We start from the raw sequence: 14,206 nt of genomic DNA on the forward strand, positions 1-14,206 counted from the left end.
GTATTATCGCCACTCCGGGTCCCGGAGCCCATTGGGGGGGGCCCCCACCACCCAACCCCCGCCTCCCTCAAGGGCGCCCCAGGGAGACCTTTGTCCCCCCCCCCCCCTCCCCCCCCCCCCCAGGATGCCGTCAGACAAGTGAGTTCCGCGGGGTCGACGTGTCGTCCGGATCCCCGGCGACCGCCCGGATGCCCATCCTCACTGCCGTACCCGCAACTCGGTCAACGCCCGAAGCGGAAACACCGGCCGGTGATGCGGCGGCGGTCCTGGCGCCAGAGCCAGCCCCGGCATCCCGGTGGCGATGGCCTTCACCGCGATCTCCAGTTCCGCGCGGGCGAATCCGGCTCCGAGGCAGAAATGGATGCCGTGCCCGAACGCGAGATGCGTGGCGGACCGGCTGTCCGGACTGAACGCGGCCGGACATGCGTGAGAGCGACTGTCGCGGCCGGCCGCTCCGTACAGCAGAAGCAGCCGGCTCCCCGCCGCCAGGTGGACGCCACCGACCACCACGTCGCGGACCGCGGTCCGGTACATGCCCGCCAGCGGACTGTCGAACCGCAACCCCTCTTCGACGAGGTCCCGTGCGGCGATCGTCCCGTCGACGACCTCGCCCCAGCCGCCGGGTGACCGAAGCTGCTGGTAGAGGATGGTGCCGAGCGCCTCGGCACAGGTCATGTGCCCGGCGAAGATCAGTGTGGGGACCTGGACGGAAACCTCGTCGGCGGTGAGCGTGCGGCCCGCCCTGCCGTCGTGGAGCAGCTCACTGATCAGGTCGTCCTGCGGTGCGGCCAGCCGCTCCCGCACGAGTGAACGGGCGAACGCTCCGAACTCCATCAGCCCGCGGGCGAATTCACGCAGCCGGTCAGGATCGGCGTCGCTCCGCGACATCATGAGTTCGATGCGCTGCTCGGACCACCTGCGGCAGCGGTCGACGTACTCGTCCGGGACCCCGAGGCGCCGGCAGATCACCTCGAGGGCGTACGGAACGGCGAACGCCGAGATGAAATCGAACTCCGTCAAGGCCGCGGTCCGCTCGACGAGATCGGTGGCGATCGCACGGATCGTGGGTTCGAACGCTCTGACCCTGGCCGGCGTGAACCCGGAGTTGAGCACTTCCCTGATCCTGGTGTGCTCGGGAGGGTCGAGTGAGCCGACGGCCACCGCGTCAGCGCCGCGCCAGGTGCGGAACATCCGACTCACGTCCTCGGGCAGCGCGACCGCGGGACGGGGGTTGTGGTCACGCGCCGAGAAGCTCAGGTCGTCCCGCAGCACGGCAACCATGTCCTCGCGCCGGGTGACGCACCACGCGTCGAGTAAAGGGGCGTAGAAAACCGGCTCCGCATCTCCGATATCGGCCAGAAATGAATACGGGTCGTCGCGGTGTACGCCGTACGGGTCGAACGACCTGTCTTCACGCAATTGACCAGAATCAACTGACATAGCCATTCCGTCTCTCAAGCTTTCAGTGAACCCTCGTGGTCCGCGTGCCCGACCAGCAGCAACGTGAGCCCGACACGGGCGAACCGGCGGGCCTCCTGGTGCGTGCTGTTCCAGCGCGAGGTCGATGACGGCTATCGCCCGGCGTGCACCGGCATACAAACTGCGTGGCCCGGCCGGCAGGCCCTGCTTACCGCCGCTCATTCCCACGGCTTGACAGCCGGACTCGAAGTACGGCCCAGGGCGCCGCCGGCGGCTACCATTCCGCAGGATAGTCCAATCCAGGCCTTACGCCGTCTTCTTTGGGGTTTTTCCTAAAGTCGAAGATGCTCACGCTGCGTCGTTGACACGACGGGCGGGGTCGTTCAGGATGGCGGACGGAACGATCACGAAAATTCCGGTGCATGACTCCAGGTTCACGCAGCATATCCAGCACGGTGATTTTCGGTGGTGCAATTCGCGAACCCCATGCGCGTAGGTTCTGTTTCCCCGGCCGCGTTCACCGAACTGACCGCGTTGTCCGACCGCATCGTCAATCGCACCTCGATTCCGGCGGAGGCCGTCAGTGAGTACCCCACCTCAACTGCCTTTCGAGCAGACGAATGTGCTGCAACGCGCGCCAGGGCTGCGCACGCTCCAGTCCCGGGGCGGCGTCCATCGGGTTCGTACTGTCGAGGGCGCGGAGGCGTGGCTGGTCACCGGTCACGGCCAGGTGGCGCAGTTGCTCGACGATGACCGGCTCGGCCGCTCCGATCCCGATCCGGAGGCGGCGGCGAAGGACAGCGGGTCGGCACTTCTCGCCGGCCTGCTGGGCGACTTGGCCACCGACCACGCCCGGATGCGTGCGCTGCTGGAGCCGCACTTCTCACCCGAGCGGATTCTGGCGCTGCGGCCCTACGTCGAAAAGCTGACCGGGCGGCTCCTGGACGGACTGGCCGGGCAGAAGCCACCGGTCGACCTGCGCCGGGCGTTGGCGCTGCCGCTGCCGATCCAGGTGATGTGCGAGTGGTTGGGCGTGCCCCAGGAGGACAAGGACCGGTTCGGCAGCTGGACCCAGGACGCAGCCGATGTCGGGGACCCGGTCAGGTCCAAGCGGGGACTGGGCGAGTTGTTCGGCTACTGCGGGCAACTCGTCGCGGACAAGCGGCGAGATCCGGGCGATGACGTGATCTCCAGGATCTGCGCGACCGAGGGGATCGAGGACAGCGAGGTTCTCGGGCTGACGGCGCTGTTGCTGTTCGGTGGCTATGAGACCACGGTGGCCCGGATCGGGACCTGTGTCTCGCTGTTGCTGGCCCACCCCGAGCAGTGGCAGGCGTTGCTGGACGACCCGGGCCTCGTTCCCGGCGCGGTCGAGGAAACCCTGCGGATGTCGATGCCGAACCCGCACAACGGCGGCATGCCCCGTTATGCGCTGACCGACTTCGAGATCGACGGAGTCACCATCCGGACCGGCGACTTCGTGCTGCTGAGCATCATCGCGGCCAACCACGACGAGACGGTCTTCGCCGACCCCGACCGGATAGATGTCGCTCGCGACACCACGGGCAGCCTCGTGTTCGGGCGCGGCGCGTACTCCTGCGTCGGCGCGGCGCTGGCCCGGATGCAGCTGCAGGTGGTGCTCACCCAGCTCGTCGAGCGATTCCCCACCATGCGTCTGGCTGTCGGTGTGGAGGAACTGGGGCTGCGCCACAACACGCTGATCGGCGGGTTGATCCGACTTCCGGTGACCTGGTGATTGGATCCTGATGCTGCACAGAATATCTGCCGGCGTAGTCACGAAGAGCCCGGATTCAGCCCGCGCGTATCTCCTGTTGATGCGACTGGACAGGCCTACGGGCTACGTGCTCTACCTGCTTCCAGGGCTGTGGGCTGTCGTCCTCGCCTCCGGGCGACGACCGGACCTGCTGGCGGTGGTGGTTGTCGCTGTCGCCGCGGTGCTGGTGCGCGGCGCGGCCTGCGCGGTCAACGATGTGGTCGACAGGGACGTCGACGCCCGGGTCGCCCGCACCGTGTCGCGTCCCGTCGCGTCGGGGACGATCAGCGTCGGGAACGCACTCCTGTTCGCCGTCGCCCAGGGCGTGGTCGCACTGCTGGTCCTGGCGGTGGCGAATGTGGAGACAGCCCTGGTCGCCGCGGCCTCGTACCCGTTGATCGTCGCGTACCCCTACATGAAGCGCGTCTTCTTCTGGCCCTCGGCGTTCCTGGCCCTGGTGATGAGCGTCTACGTGCTGATCGGCTGGACGGCGGTGACCGGCAGCTTCCACTACCCGCCGGTGGTGTACGGCCTGTACGCCTGCGGGGCCTTCTGGACCCTGATTCACGACGCGATCTACTCCCATCAGGACAAGGAGTACGACCGGAACATCGGTGTCAGGTCTTCCGCTCTGCTGTTCGGCGACGCCACCAAGGCGTGGCTGGCGATCTTCGTCGTGCTCAGCGTCGGCGGCGTGCTGTGGGCCGGTTCCCGGACGTCGATGGGGTGGGCGTTCTACCTGATCGTCGCGTGTGCGGGGACGTACTTGTCCTATCTGGTCGTACGCGTGGACCTGGATGATCCGAAATCGTGCTGGGACGCCTTCGTCGCCAACACCTACTTCGGCTGGATCACTCTCGCGGCCGTGGCCGTCGGGCAGTTCACATGAAGGATGAGCCACCTGTGACAGATTCGATGTGGCAGGGGAGCGGCGTCGACCTGGACGCCTACCTGACCCGCGTGGGCTACCGGGGCGACGTGGCTGCGGACCTCTCCACGCTGCGGGGCCTGCACGCCGCCCACGTCGACGCGATCGCCTTCGACAACCTCGACGCGGTGCTCGGGCGGCCGGCGGTGCCGCTGGACCTGGACAGCGTCCAGGAGAAGATCGTGCGGCAGGGCCGCGGCGGCTGGTGCCTGGAACAGGTCGTCCTGATGGCGGCAGTGCTGGACCGCGTCGGGTTCACGTTCTCGGCGTTCGCGGGCAGAACACGGATCCGCACCGGGGACAGATTCGGTCCCGCACTCCACGTCGCCCTGTGCGTACAACTCGACAACGAACGCTGGCTCTTCGACGTGAGTTTCGGCGCATACGGGCCGCACGTCCCCGTCCGCCTCGCCGAGAACTCGCGGCTGGACGGCGATTGGCCCTTCGACCTGGTGCGGGAACCGAACGGTGAGTATGTGCTGCGGTTCCTGCGGCCTGAGGGTCCGGCAGAGCTCTACGGTTTCACCACGGACGTGCGCTATCCGTCGGACTTCGAGATCCTCAACCATTTCTGTCTTACTCACCCGCGCTCGCCGTTCAACCACCGGATGGTCCTCCAGCGCACACAGCCCGAAGTGAGGCACCTGCTCGTCGGCAGCACTCTCACGGAAATACGGCCCGCGGAGCCGGCGACCTTCCGGGAACTCGACAAGGACGAGACGCTTTCCGCTCCCGAGGAGATCTTCGGGATCACCTTGGAACCGGGTGACCTCCAGGCGCTCCGGAAAATCGTGGACGGTCCGTGATGCGTACCCTGCTGCTGGACAACTACGACTCGTACACCTTCAACCTGTACCAGTTGATCGCCGACATCAACGGCCAGGAGCCCGTCGTGATGGTCAACGACGATCCGATGTTGTCCGGCCTGCGGCTGGAGGACTTCGACAACATCGTCGTCTCCCCCGGCCCTGGACGGCCGCAGAACCCCCGCGACGTCGGCCTCCTCGGCGACTTGCTGCGCCGCACCACGCTGCCGGTGCTGGGCGTCTGCTTCGGCCATCAGATGATCGCGCACCTGGCCGGAGCGTCGGTGGTCGCCGCGCCCGAACCGAGACACGGGCACCTCGCCAAGGTCTCCCACGAGGGAGATGAGCTGTTCGCCGGAGTCCCGCGTGAATTCGTCGCGGTCCGTTATCACTCGCTGTGCGTGCGGGAGCCTCTGCCCGAGGAACTCATCGCCACCGCGTGGGCGGACGACGGTGTGCTCATGGCGCTGCGCCACCGCGATCTGCCGCAGTGGGGCGTGCAATTCCACCCCGAGTCGATCGCTTCTCAGTACGGGCGTGAGATCCTGCGGAACTTCGCCGAACTCACCCGCCGGACGCAGCCCGGACAACGCCCGTCCGTCACCGTCACCGGCACCGCACTGTCCGACGACCCGCCCGGCACGGTCGAGGAACTGGGAATCATCAGCACGGTCGTGCCCACCGACGCCGATTCCGAGGCCATTTTCCTGAGGCTTTTCGACGACACCTCTTACTGCTTCTGGCTGGACAGCAGCAGGGTGGAGGAAGGCCTGTCCCGGTTCTCGTTCCTCGGCGACACGTCAGGTCCGCTCAGCGAGGTCCTGACCTACCGCACCGGCAGCGGGACGGTGGAAGTGCGCGATGCGAACGGTGTCGGCGTCGTCGCCGGCAGCGTGTTCGACGTCCTTGAACAGCGGCTGCGCGAACGGCGCATCCCCGACTCGGACCTGCCGTTCGACCTGACCGGCGGCTACGTCGGCTACTTCGGCTACGAACTCAAGGCCGAATGCGGGTCCACGGCCCGCCACACCGCCGAAACGCCGGACGCCGTCTGGATGTTCGCCGACCGCGTCATCGCGGTCGACCACCAGGAGGGACTGACCTACCTGGTGGCCGTCCACGACGAGAAGACCCGGCGGGACGCGCAGGAGTGGGCGGAACGGACGTCCGCGCTCCTGAAGGGCCTGAACCCGGCCGGCGCCGAGCCGCCGCGCGAACCTGCCGCCGGCCCGCCCCCGAACGCCGAGGAGCACCTCGGCCGCGGCCGGAGCCAGTACCTGGCGGACATCACGGAGTGCCGACGGCAGCTGCACCGGGGCGAGAGCTACGAGATCTGCCTGACCGACACGTTGCACATGCCGTTCCACGACGACGACACGTCCTTCTACCTGCGGCTGCGCCGGGCGAACCCGGCACCGTACGCCGCGCTGCTACGCCTCGGCGACGTCACGGTCTTCAGCTCCTCGCCGGAGCGGTTCCTGCGCATCGAGACGGACCGCACGGTCACCAGCAAGCCGATCAAGGGCACGGCCCCGCGCGACGCCGACCCGGTGCGCGACGCCGAACTGGCGGCCACCCTCGCCTCGAGCGCCAAGACCCAGGCCGAGAACCTGATGATCGTCGACCTGCTGCGCAACGACCTGGGCCGGGTGTGTGAGGTGGGCAGCATCGGGGTCGACCCGTACCTGGCTGTCGAGAGCTACGAGACCGTGCACCAACTGGTCTCCACCGTTCATGGACGGCTCGACGACGGGGTCAGCGCGGTGGAGTGCGCCCGGCGGTGCTTCCCGGGCGGGTCGATGACCGGGGCGCCGAAGCTGCGCACCATGGAGATCATCGACCGCCTGGAGACGGAGGCCCGGGGCGTCTACTCCGGCGCCCTCGGCTACTTCGGTCTCTCCGGCGGCACGGACCTGAACATCGTGATCCGCACCGCGGTCCGCGTCGGTGACCGGTTGACCATCGGAGCCGGCGGGGCGATCGTGCTCGACTCCGACCCGCAGGAAGAGTACGAGGAGATGCTGCTCAAGGCGGCAGCGTCGCTCCGCGCCTGGCGTGCGTCGGAGGTGTCGGACGTGGGCGGATCCCAGCCATGAACACGCCGATGAACACAGCGGCCGGCCAGGGCGTCCGCCGGTGGTGGGACGCCGACGGCGGATGGTCGACGGCCGACGCCGCCGGGACGGTGCTGGTCATCGACTCCTGGCTGGTGGACGAGGGGCGGGTGCGGGGACTCGACCGGCACGCCGAACGCTTCCGTTCGGCCTGCGAGCGGTTCTCCGGACCGGGAGCGGAACGGACGAACCGGTTCCTGCGGGCGGTCGCCGAGTCGTTGCCCGCCGGAGGCCGGTGGTTTCCTCGCGTCGAACTCGTGGAGACCGGGTCGAGAACGCGGCTGCGGATGTGGCTGCGACCCGCGCCACCGCGCACCGCGACCGTCCGGTTGTGGACCGGGGCGGGACCCGACCGTCGTCGGCTGCCGGCCGTCAAGGGCGCCGACCTGGACCAGCTGGCTTCCCTGCGCGCCGCGGCGGCTACGGCGGGAGCTGACGAGGCGCTGCTGGTCTCGGCGGAAGGGCACGTGGTCGAAGGGGCGTCCACGAGCATCGTCTGGTGGCGGGGCGACATGCTGTGCGGGCCACCCCCCGGCCCAGGCCTGCTCCCCGGGATCACCCGTGCCCTGCTCGGCGAGCTCGCCGGTACGGCAGGGCACCAGGTCGTCACCGAGCAGGCCACCGTGCCGGATCTCGCCGACGTGCCCGTCTGGACGCTGAACGCCCTGCACGGCATCCGGCCGGTCACCGAGGGGCTGGGCCGGATCCAGGACCCGGACGCCGCGGCGGCCGAGTGCTGGCAGTCGCGCCTGGCTGCGCTCGCCCTACCGGCCGACGCCTCCCTGATTCCCGTGGTGACCCCATGAAGGAGGTTTCCTGATGACCGCGGCACGTGAAGAGGCCGAGTACGAGCGCGACTTGCTGGTGCAGCTGACGCGCCGCTGGGGGAAGCGAGTGGCCGTCAAGAAGGACGAACTCGACCTCGACGGTCACTTCGACACGGCGCTGCCGGACTTCCCCGAGCACCTCGTCCCGGTGCTGGGACTGCCGGGTGCCAGCCGGCTCGACCGGGACGCTCGCGAGCGCATCCTGTCCGCGTCGTGGATCGCCTACAACGCCAAGACCGCGGCCATCGAGGACGAGATCATCCTGCCGGCCTGCCGGCTGATGCTCCAGGAACGGATCCCCGTCCGCCGCGACGATGTCGCCGTCGACGCGCTGCACCAGACGATCATCGATGAGCACTACCACATCCTGATGTGCCACAACGCCGTCGGCGTCACCCGCAGGCGGCGCGACCTGGCGGACGTGCGGTTCGCGCCGGGCGTCTGGTCGGTCGTCCGGGAACTGGAGGCGATCCGCGCCGGGCTGTCCGGGTTCGACCGCGACCTCGTCGACATCGCGTTCTCCCTGGCCGCCGAGACGACGATCAGCGGGTTCCTCTCCGCACTCGCCACCTCCCAGGAGATCCAGCCGATGAACCGGATCACCACCGATCTGCACCGGCGGGACGAGAGCGGACACGCGGTGGTGTTCCGCGAGTTGTGCGGCTCGCTCTACCGGAACCTGGACAGCGCGCTGCAGCGGACGTTCCGCGAGGCGCTCGTCACCGGGCTGGCCGCGTTCCGCTCCGCGGACTTCGACCCCTGGGTGACCGTGGCGGCCCAGGGCGGCTTCGAAATCGACACCGGTCAGCTGAGCGAGTGGGCCGCGTCCCGTCCCGTGCCCGCGCGGGACACCGGACCGTTGCAACTGCTGCTCGACGACCTGGGCATCAGCCACGACCTCGTCGAGACGCAGCGCTGACCGCCCCGCGCCACTCGGCCACGAGAAGCGGACGGAGATCCTGTTGGCCCTCACCGGCGAAGCCGCCGCGCACTGGCGGACACTCGTCGCCCATCAGCGGCCGGAGTGGCCCAGCCCGGCTGAGCTCGGCGAGGTGGCGGACCGCCTGGCAGCCTCGCTCCCGTTGGTCACTCCGCAGGAGTGCGACACGCTCGCCGCACGACTCGCCCAGGTGGCAGCGGGCAAGGCGTTCCTGCTGCAGGGTGGCGACTGCGCCGAACGTTTCGACCGCCTCTCGACGCAGGCGATTCACGGCAAACTGCGCCTCTTGCAGCGGATGGCCGTGATCCTGACGTACGCGTCGGCGGTGCCGGTGGTCAAGGTGGGCCGGATGGCCGGGCAGTACGCGAAGCCCCGATCACGGCCGACCGAGACCGTCGACGGGCGCACGCTGCCGGTCTACCGGGGCGACGCGGTGAACGGCATCGGTTTCAGCCGGGCCGAACGACGGCCGAACCCGGCCCGGCTGCTTCGGACGTACGACGCTTCGCGCCACACCCTGGAGGTCATGCGCACATTCGCCCGTGGCGGCACCGACCTACGCCGACTGCACGAGGAGAACCAGGACTTCGTCTCGCGCTCGGCCGCCGGTGAACGCTACGACGAACTCGCCGGCCGAATCGGCCGGGCACTGTCCTTCAGGGCCGCGTGCGGCGGCGATCCGTTGCACACCACGGAGCTGTTCGCCAGCCACGAGGGACTGCTGCTCGACTACGAGGCCGCGCTGACCCGCCACGACCCGCGTTCCGACCGAAGGTATGCGGGCAGCGGCCACATGCTGTGGATCGGCGACCGCACCAGACAGCCCGACGGGGCCCACGTCGCCTACTTCGCGACCATCGACAACCCGATCGCGGTGAAGCTGGGTCCCGCCGCCACGTCCGCGCAGGCGCTGGCCCTGATCGACCGCCTCGACCCCGACCGGCGGCCGGGCCGGCTGACGTTCATCGTGCGCATGGGGGCACACCGTGTGCGGTACCTGCTGCCGGAGCTCGTGGAGAAGGTCACGGCGTCCGGCGCGTCGGTGGTGTGGGTGTGCGATCCGATGCACGGCAACACCTTCGTGGCGCCCAGCGGGCACAAGACCAGGCGGTTCGACGACATCCTCGCCGAGGTCGCCGACTTCTTCGAGGTGCACCGGGCGCTCGGCACCCACGCCGGCGGGCTGCACGTGGAGCTGACCGGCGAGGACGTGACCGAGTGCGTCGGCGGTGGTGCTGATCTGGGTTTCGACGACCTGCACCGCAGGTACGAGTCGGCATGCGACCCGCGCCTCAACCCGGGCCAGGCGCTTGACCTGGCCTTCCTGGTGGCCGAGATGTTCGACGCGGGAGCGACCGGCGTCGCGGCGCCGGACGCGGCGGTGAATGCCGCGGCCCGGGGGAGCACGTCGTGCAGACCAGGGTCGCCGAGCGTGGCCACGGCCACGTCGACACCGTGACGACCGCCGACGAGCCCATCACCTCCGCCCTCCCGCAGGAACTCCGCCGCAAGCCGTGGTGATCACCGGCCGGTGCCAGCGAAGCAGGGCTTGTGGAGTGTGTCACATCAAAACGTGAGCCCTCCTCGTCTTTCCGTGGTGGACACGGCTCGCACCGGTCGGGTTTCCCGGCGGGGGCCCGCTGACCGGCGCCCGAGGCGTGCGGAACGGTTCACGCGCCGGTGATCGGGAACGCGCGAACGCCGTCGCGGAGCGCTCGCGACGAAGCGCGAGACCGAAGCACCCCCGGTCGCTGCCTATGATCGGACAAGACCGAGTTGTTCGACTGGTGTGTTCCGTCAACTCCCCTGCAATGGATGGGGTGTTGACAGGAGGAGCGGATGCTTTGACTCCCGGCCCGAAGGCGGAGGACGAGCCCACGCTCGTCGGCCGAGAACTGGAACTCGGCCTGATCCGCGACCATGTGCGCGGCACGGGCGACGGGCGCGCGGTCCTGTTCCGCGGAGCCGCCGGCATCGGAAAGACCCGCCTGATGTCCGCCGCGATCGCCCAACTGGGCGCCGGCGCACGCGTCCTCACCATCAAGTGCCAGGAGAGCGGTGGCGCCGCCTACGAGGCCGTGCGCGGACTGTTCGCCCCGCTCGGACTCACCGACGGCGACCCCGCGAGCAACACCCTGCTCGCCGGGAGGGCCACACTCGCCGGCAGCGCCGCACTCGCCCTCCCGGCCCTCATGGCGGACGGCGCTCCCGACGGCCAACCGGCCGAAGCGTACGGCGTCATGCACGGCCTGTACTGGCTCACCGCCACCCTCGCCGCCGAACGGCCCCTGATCCTCGCTGTCGACGACCTCCAGTGGTGCGACGAGGCATCGCTGCGCTGGCTCGGCTTCCTGCTCCGCCGGGCCGAGGGCTTGCCGGTGATCCTGCTCCTCACCCTGCGCTCCGAGGTCGAGCACGCGCGTCCCGACATGCTGGACGAGGTGGCGGACGTGGCCACCTGCCTCACCGTCGACGTCGAACCGCTCACGGAGGACGCCGTACGGGACATGCTCGCCGCGGCCCTCGCCGTCACCCCCGACCCGTCCCTCGTCGCACGCTGCATGGAGTTGACCGGCGGCATCCCGTTCCTGGTCCAGGTCGTGGTACGCGAGCTGAGGGAGTCCGCTCCCGCCGGACTCGGCGCCGCGGCGCTCGCGGACACCCTTGGACACGGCGCGGTGGCCCGCTTCCACCTCGACCGGCTCACTCCCGAACGGCTGTCCATGGCGAGGGCGCTCGCCGTCCTGGAGTCCGACGATCTCGAAGCCGCCGCCGCCCTCGCCGGCACCACCCCCGGCCCCGCTGCCGGCGCCGTCGACGCCCTGCGCGCCGCCGGACTGCTGCGCCCCGACTCCCTCGCCTACCGCCACGACCTGATGCGACAGGCCGTCCTCGACGGCACACCCGCCGAGGAACGTCTCGCGCTGCACGAGCGCGCCGCCCGGCTGCTCAACGACTCCGGGCGCCCCACCGACCAGGTCGCCGTCCAGCTGATGCACCTGCCGGAGGTGACCGAGCCCTGGATGGTCACCGTTCTGCGCTCCGCCGCACTCGGCGCCGAGCAGCGCGGCGCCCCCGCCACCGCGGGCGAGTACCTCTCCCGCGCCCTGCGGCACGACGTCGACGACATCGAGCTGCTGTCCGCCTCGGCCCGGGTGCTCGCCCACACGGATCACCCCACCGCGCTCAGCCGGCTGGAACACGCGCTGCACCTCGCCGCCGACCTGCGGCTGCGCTGCCGCCTCGTCCTGCAGTACGTCATCACCTCCCTCGGCGCCCAGAACTCGCTGCGCGCCTTCGAGCTGGTGGGCGAAACGCTGCCCATGGTCGAGTCCGGCCTCGGCGACTCCCCGGAGGACAACGCGCTGCGCACCCTCGTCGAGGCGATGGCACTGGTCTCCGGGCTCGACGAGAAGTCCACCGTGCGCCGCGTCAGCGAGCGGTTCCGCGACAGAGCGGCGCCTGCCGGTGAGACCGCCGAGGAGCGTCTGCTGCTCGGCATGCTGTGCGCGCTCGGGACGCTGGAGGGCCGTCCCGCTGTCGAGCTGATCCCGATGGCCGAGCGGGTCCTGCGGGTCGGGGACGTCTCGCTGGGTGGCTGGGGCGCCCTGGGCTCCAGCCTCACCCTCTTCCTCGCCGACGAGACCAAGGCCGTCGAGTCCGTGCTCACCGCCCTGCTGGAACACGCCCGGCAACGCGGCCAGGCCTGGAACAGCGCCCTTGCCTCCGCCACCCGCGCCCAGGTGCGCCTGTGGACCGGCAACATCTCACTGGCGCTGGCAGACGCGCAGTTCGCCTTCGACCTCGTCCACCGCGACCTGCGCGTGAAAAGCACCGTCGGCCCGCAGTGCACCCTCGCGGACGTCCTCGTCCACCGTGGCGAGGCCCGCCGCGCCGCGGAGGTGCTCGACCTGATCCGGCGGCCGCGACTGGACCAGTTCGCGCTGGAGTCGCACACCTACATGATGAGCCGGGCCCGTACCTGTGCCGCGCTCGGCGACCGGGAGGGAGCTCTCGGCCACCTCGTGCGATGCGGCGACAGCCTCGCCGAGGCGGGCATCGGCAACCCCGTCCTGGCCCCCTGGTGGTACGACGCCGCGCAACTTTTCGCCGAACTGGGCCGGCACGGCGAGGGACGCGACATCGTCGACCGTGTCACGCCCGCGGTGCAGCGCTGGGGCACCGCCCGTGCGCGGGGCATGCTGGCCCTCGCCCGGGGCGTGCTCACCCCGGGCGACGCCGGCATCGACGAACTCACCGAGGCCGCCCGGCTGCTCGACGCCAGTCCGGGCCGCCTGGCGCACGCCCGCGCCGAGTACCTGCTCGGCCGGCGACTGCTGGAGCGCGATGACGCCGGGAGCGCGCGCAAACGGCTGCGCCGCTGCATCGACATCGCCGTACTCTGCGGCGACCGGCTGCTGCTCGACCAGGCCGTGCCCGCCCTCGGCGCGGCAGGCGGACGGCTGCGCCGCGGCACCGGATCACCCGCCGACGCCCTGAGCGGAAGCGAACGCCAAGTCGCCGAGCGGGCCGTCGCCGGAGCCACCAACCGGGAGATCGCCGAGGCGCTGTTCCTCACCCAGCGCACGGTGGAGTTCCACCTCACGAGCGTGTACCGCAAGCTCGGCATCCGGGGGCGCCGTGAACTGGCCGCGGTCCTCGCCGGCGAACGCGGACCCGTGGGCTGACGCCGTGCGGGAGCGAGAGGTCCGACGCACTACCGGAGGTCCTGCGGCGATGGACGGCAGGACCTCCGAGGGTTTCGCGCAGGACGGTGGGACACGTACTCCGGGCGCACCCGCGGCGGCCACTGCCCGACGGCGAAGACACCCAGGGAGTAGCTCTTCGATATCAGCGCCGGCCGGTTGGTCACGTTCATCTTCCGCAGCAGCGAGGAGACGTGGTACTCGACCCCGCCGCGACTGAGGAAGAGCTTCGTGGCCAGCTGACCCGTCGACTCGCCCAGGGCCACGCCCTCCAGAACGCGGGCGTCCATCGGGCTGAACAACCCGCGCTGCGCGTCGGCGGTCTGCGGATCGTCCGCGGTCTCCTCCGGGTCGACCAGGACCAGGATGCGATCGACCTGGCCGACTTCGCCGTGTAAGGCGATTCCGGTCATCTCGCCGCGGAATACGGCGTTCTGCGCGCCCACCGCCACCATGCGGTCGGCGAACCGTGGGCTCCGGCCGTCCGCCAGCCCGATCAGCTCGTTCTTCAGTCTGCCCTGCACGCTGGGGTGCAGGAGTTCGCAGAAGTCCCTTACCGTACCGTGCCCGGGGAGCCAGTCGAATTGACGGGCGAAGGATCGGTTGGCCTCCATTATCCGGAGTTTCAGATCGAGATTCGCTATGCAGACGGGGGGGCGCTCGCAAAGCGCCGAGTGGGTGTCGCGACAAGG

At 69.9% G+C, this 14,206-nt stretch carries 10 protein-coding genes; 8 read left to right on the forward strand and 2 right to left on the reverse strand.

Annotated features, from left to right (window positions below):
- Nucleotides 1-198: 198 nt before the first annotated feature.
- The gene (locus ACZ5GT_RS27915) at nt 199-1,641 is read right to left on the reverse strand and encodes a cytochrome P450 (RefSeq protein ID WP_469031672.1); all 1,443 of its coding nucleotides are present in this window, start codon (nt 1,639-1,641) and stop codon (nt 199-201) included.
- A 400-nt stretch (nt 1,642-2,041) separates the two neighbouring features.
- On the opposite strand from ACZ5GT_RS27915, the gene ACZ5GT_RS27920 reads away from it, so the two are divergent.
- The 8 genes from ACZ5GT_RS27920 to ACZ5GT_RS27955 all read left to right on the forward strand — a co-directional run bounded on the left by ACZ5GT_RS27920 (nt 2,042) and on the right by ACZ5GT_RS27955 (nt 13,496).
- Nucleotides 2,042-3,175: a cytochrome P450 gene (locus ACZ5GT_RS27920; RefSeq protein ID WP_469031673.1), complete on the forward strand. Its 1,134-nt coding sequence runs from the start codon at nt 2,042-2,044 to the stop codon at nt 3,173-3,175.
- A 79-nt stretch (nt 3,176-3,254) separates the two neighbouring features.
- Nucleotides 3,255-4,082, forward strand: a complete 828-nt coding sequence (locus ACZ5GT_RS27925; protein WP_469031674.1) for a 4-hydroxybenzoate octaprenyltransferase — start codon at nt 3,255-3,257, stop codon at nt 4,080-4,082.
- A 14-nt stretch (nt 4,083-4,096) separates the two neighbouring features.
- A complete protein-coding gene (locus ACZ5GT_RS27930; RefSeq protein WP_469031675.1) occupies nt 4,097-4,927 on the forward strand; it encodes an arylamine N-acetyltransferase family protein in 831 nt (276 codons plus the stop codon).
- Nucleotides 4,927-7,023, forward strand: a complete 2,097-nt coding sequence (pabB, locus tag ACZ5GT_RS27935) for an aminodeoxychorismate synthase component I (protein WP_469031726.1) — start codon at nt 4,927-4,929, stop codon at nt 7,021-7,023. The genes ACZ5GT_RS27930 and pabB overlap by 1 nt, the downstream gene beginning before the upstream one ends.
- 8 nt (nt 7,024-7,031) lie before the next feature.
- Nucleotides 7,032-7,847 (forward strand): aminotransferase class IV, encoded by an 816-nt coding sequence (locus ACZ5GT_RS27940; RefSeq protein WP_469031676.1) that lies wholly within the window; start codon nt 7,032-7,034, stop codon nt 7,845-7,847.
- A 13-nt stretch (nt 7,848-7,860) separates the two neighbouring features.
- A complete protein-coding gene (locus ACZ5GT_RS27945; RefSeq protein WP_469031677.1) occupies nt 7,861-8,787 on the forward strand; it encodes an AurF N-oxygenase family protein in 927 nt (308 codons plus the stop codon).
- Between the two features lie 40 nt (nt 8,788-8,827).
- Nucleotides 8,828-10,267, forward strand: a complete 1,440-nt coding sequence (locus ACZ5GT_RS27950) for a class II 3-deoxy-7-phosphoheptulonate synthase (RefSeq protein WP_469031727.1) — start codon at nt 8,828-8,830, stop codon at nt 10,265-10,267.
- A gap of 385 nt (nt 10,268-10,652) precedes the next feature.
- Entirely contained in the window at nt 10,653-13,496 is a 2,844-nt protein-coding gene (locus ACZ5GT_RS27955; RefSeq protein WP_469031678.1) for an ATP-binding protein, read from the forward strand.
- A gap of 29 nt (nt 13,497-13,525) precedes the next feature.
- Here ACZ5GT_RS27955 and ACZ5GT_RS27960 read toward each other — a convergent pair whose 3' ends face one another.
- A complete protein-coding gene (locus tag ACZ5GT_RS27960) occupies nt 13,526-14,128 on the reverse strand; it encodes a helix-turn-helix transcriptional regulator (RefSeq protein WP_469031679.1) in 603 nt (200 codons plus the stop codon).
- Between the last annotated feature and the right edge of the window lie 78 nt (nt 14,129-14,206).

The organism is Streptomyces sp. NPDC031340 (genome assembly GCF_055569945.1).

Bases quoted from the DNA above. Each gene is read 5' to 3' on its own strand.
- ACZ5GT_RS27940 (WP_469031676.1), top strand. From the start codon at position 7,032: ATGAACACAGCGGCCGGCCAGGGCGTCCGCCGGTGGTGGGACGCCGAC.
- ACZ5GT_RS27960 (WP_469031679.1), bottom strand. From the start codon at position 14,128: ATGGAGGCCAACCGATCCTTCGCCCGTCAATTCGACTGGCTCCCCGGG.
- ACZ5GT_RS27945 (WP_469031677.1), top strand. From the start codon at position 7,861: ATGACCGCGGCACGTGAAGAGGCCGAGTACGAGCGCGACTTGCTGGTG.
- pabB (WP_469031726.1), top strand. From the start codon at position 4,927: ATGCGTACCCTGCTGCTGGACAACTACGACTCGTACACCTTCAACCTG.
- ACZ5GT_RS27915 (WP_469031672.1), bottom strand. From the start codon at position 1,641: ATGAGCGGCGGTAAGCAGGGCCTGCCGGCCGGGCCACGCAGTTTGTAT.
- ACZ5GT_RS27925 (WP_469031674.1), top strand. From the start codon at position 3,255: ATGCGACTGGACAGGCCTACGGGCTACGTGCTCTACCTGCTTCCAGGG.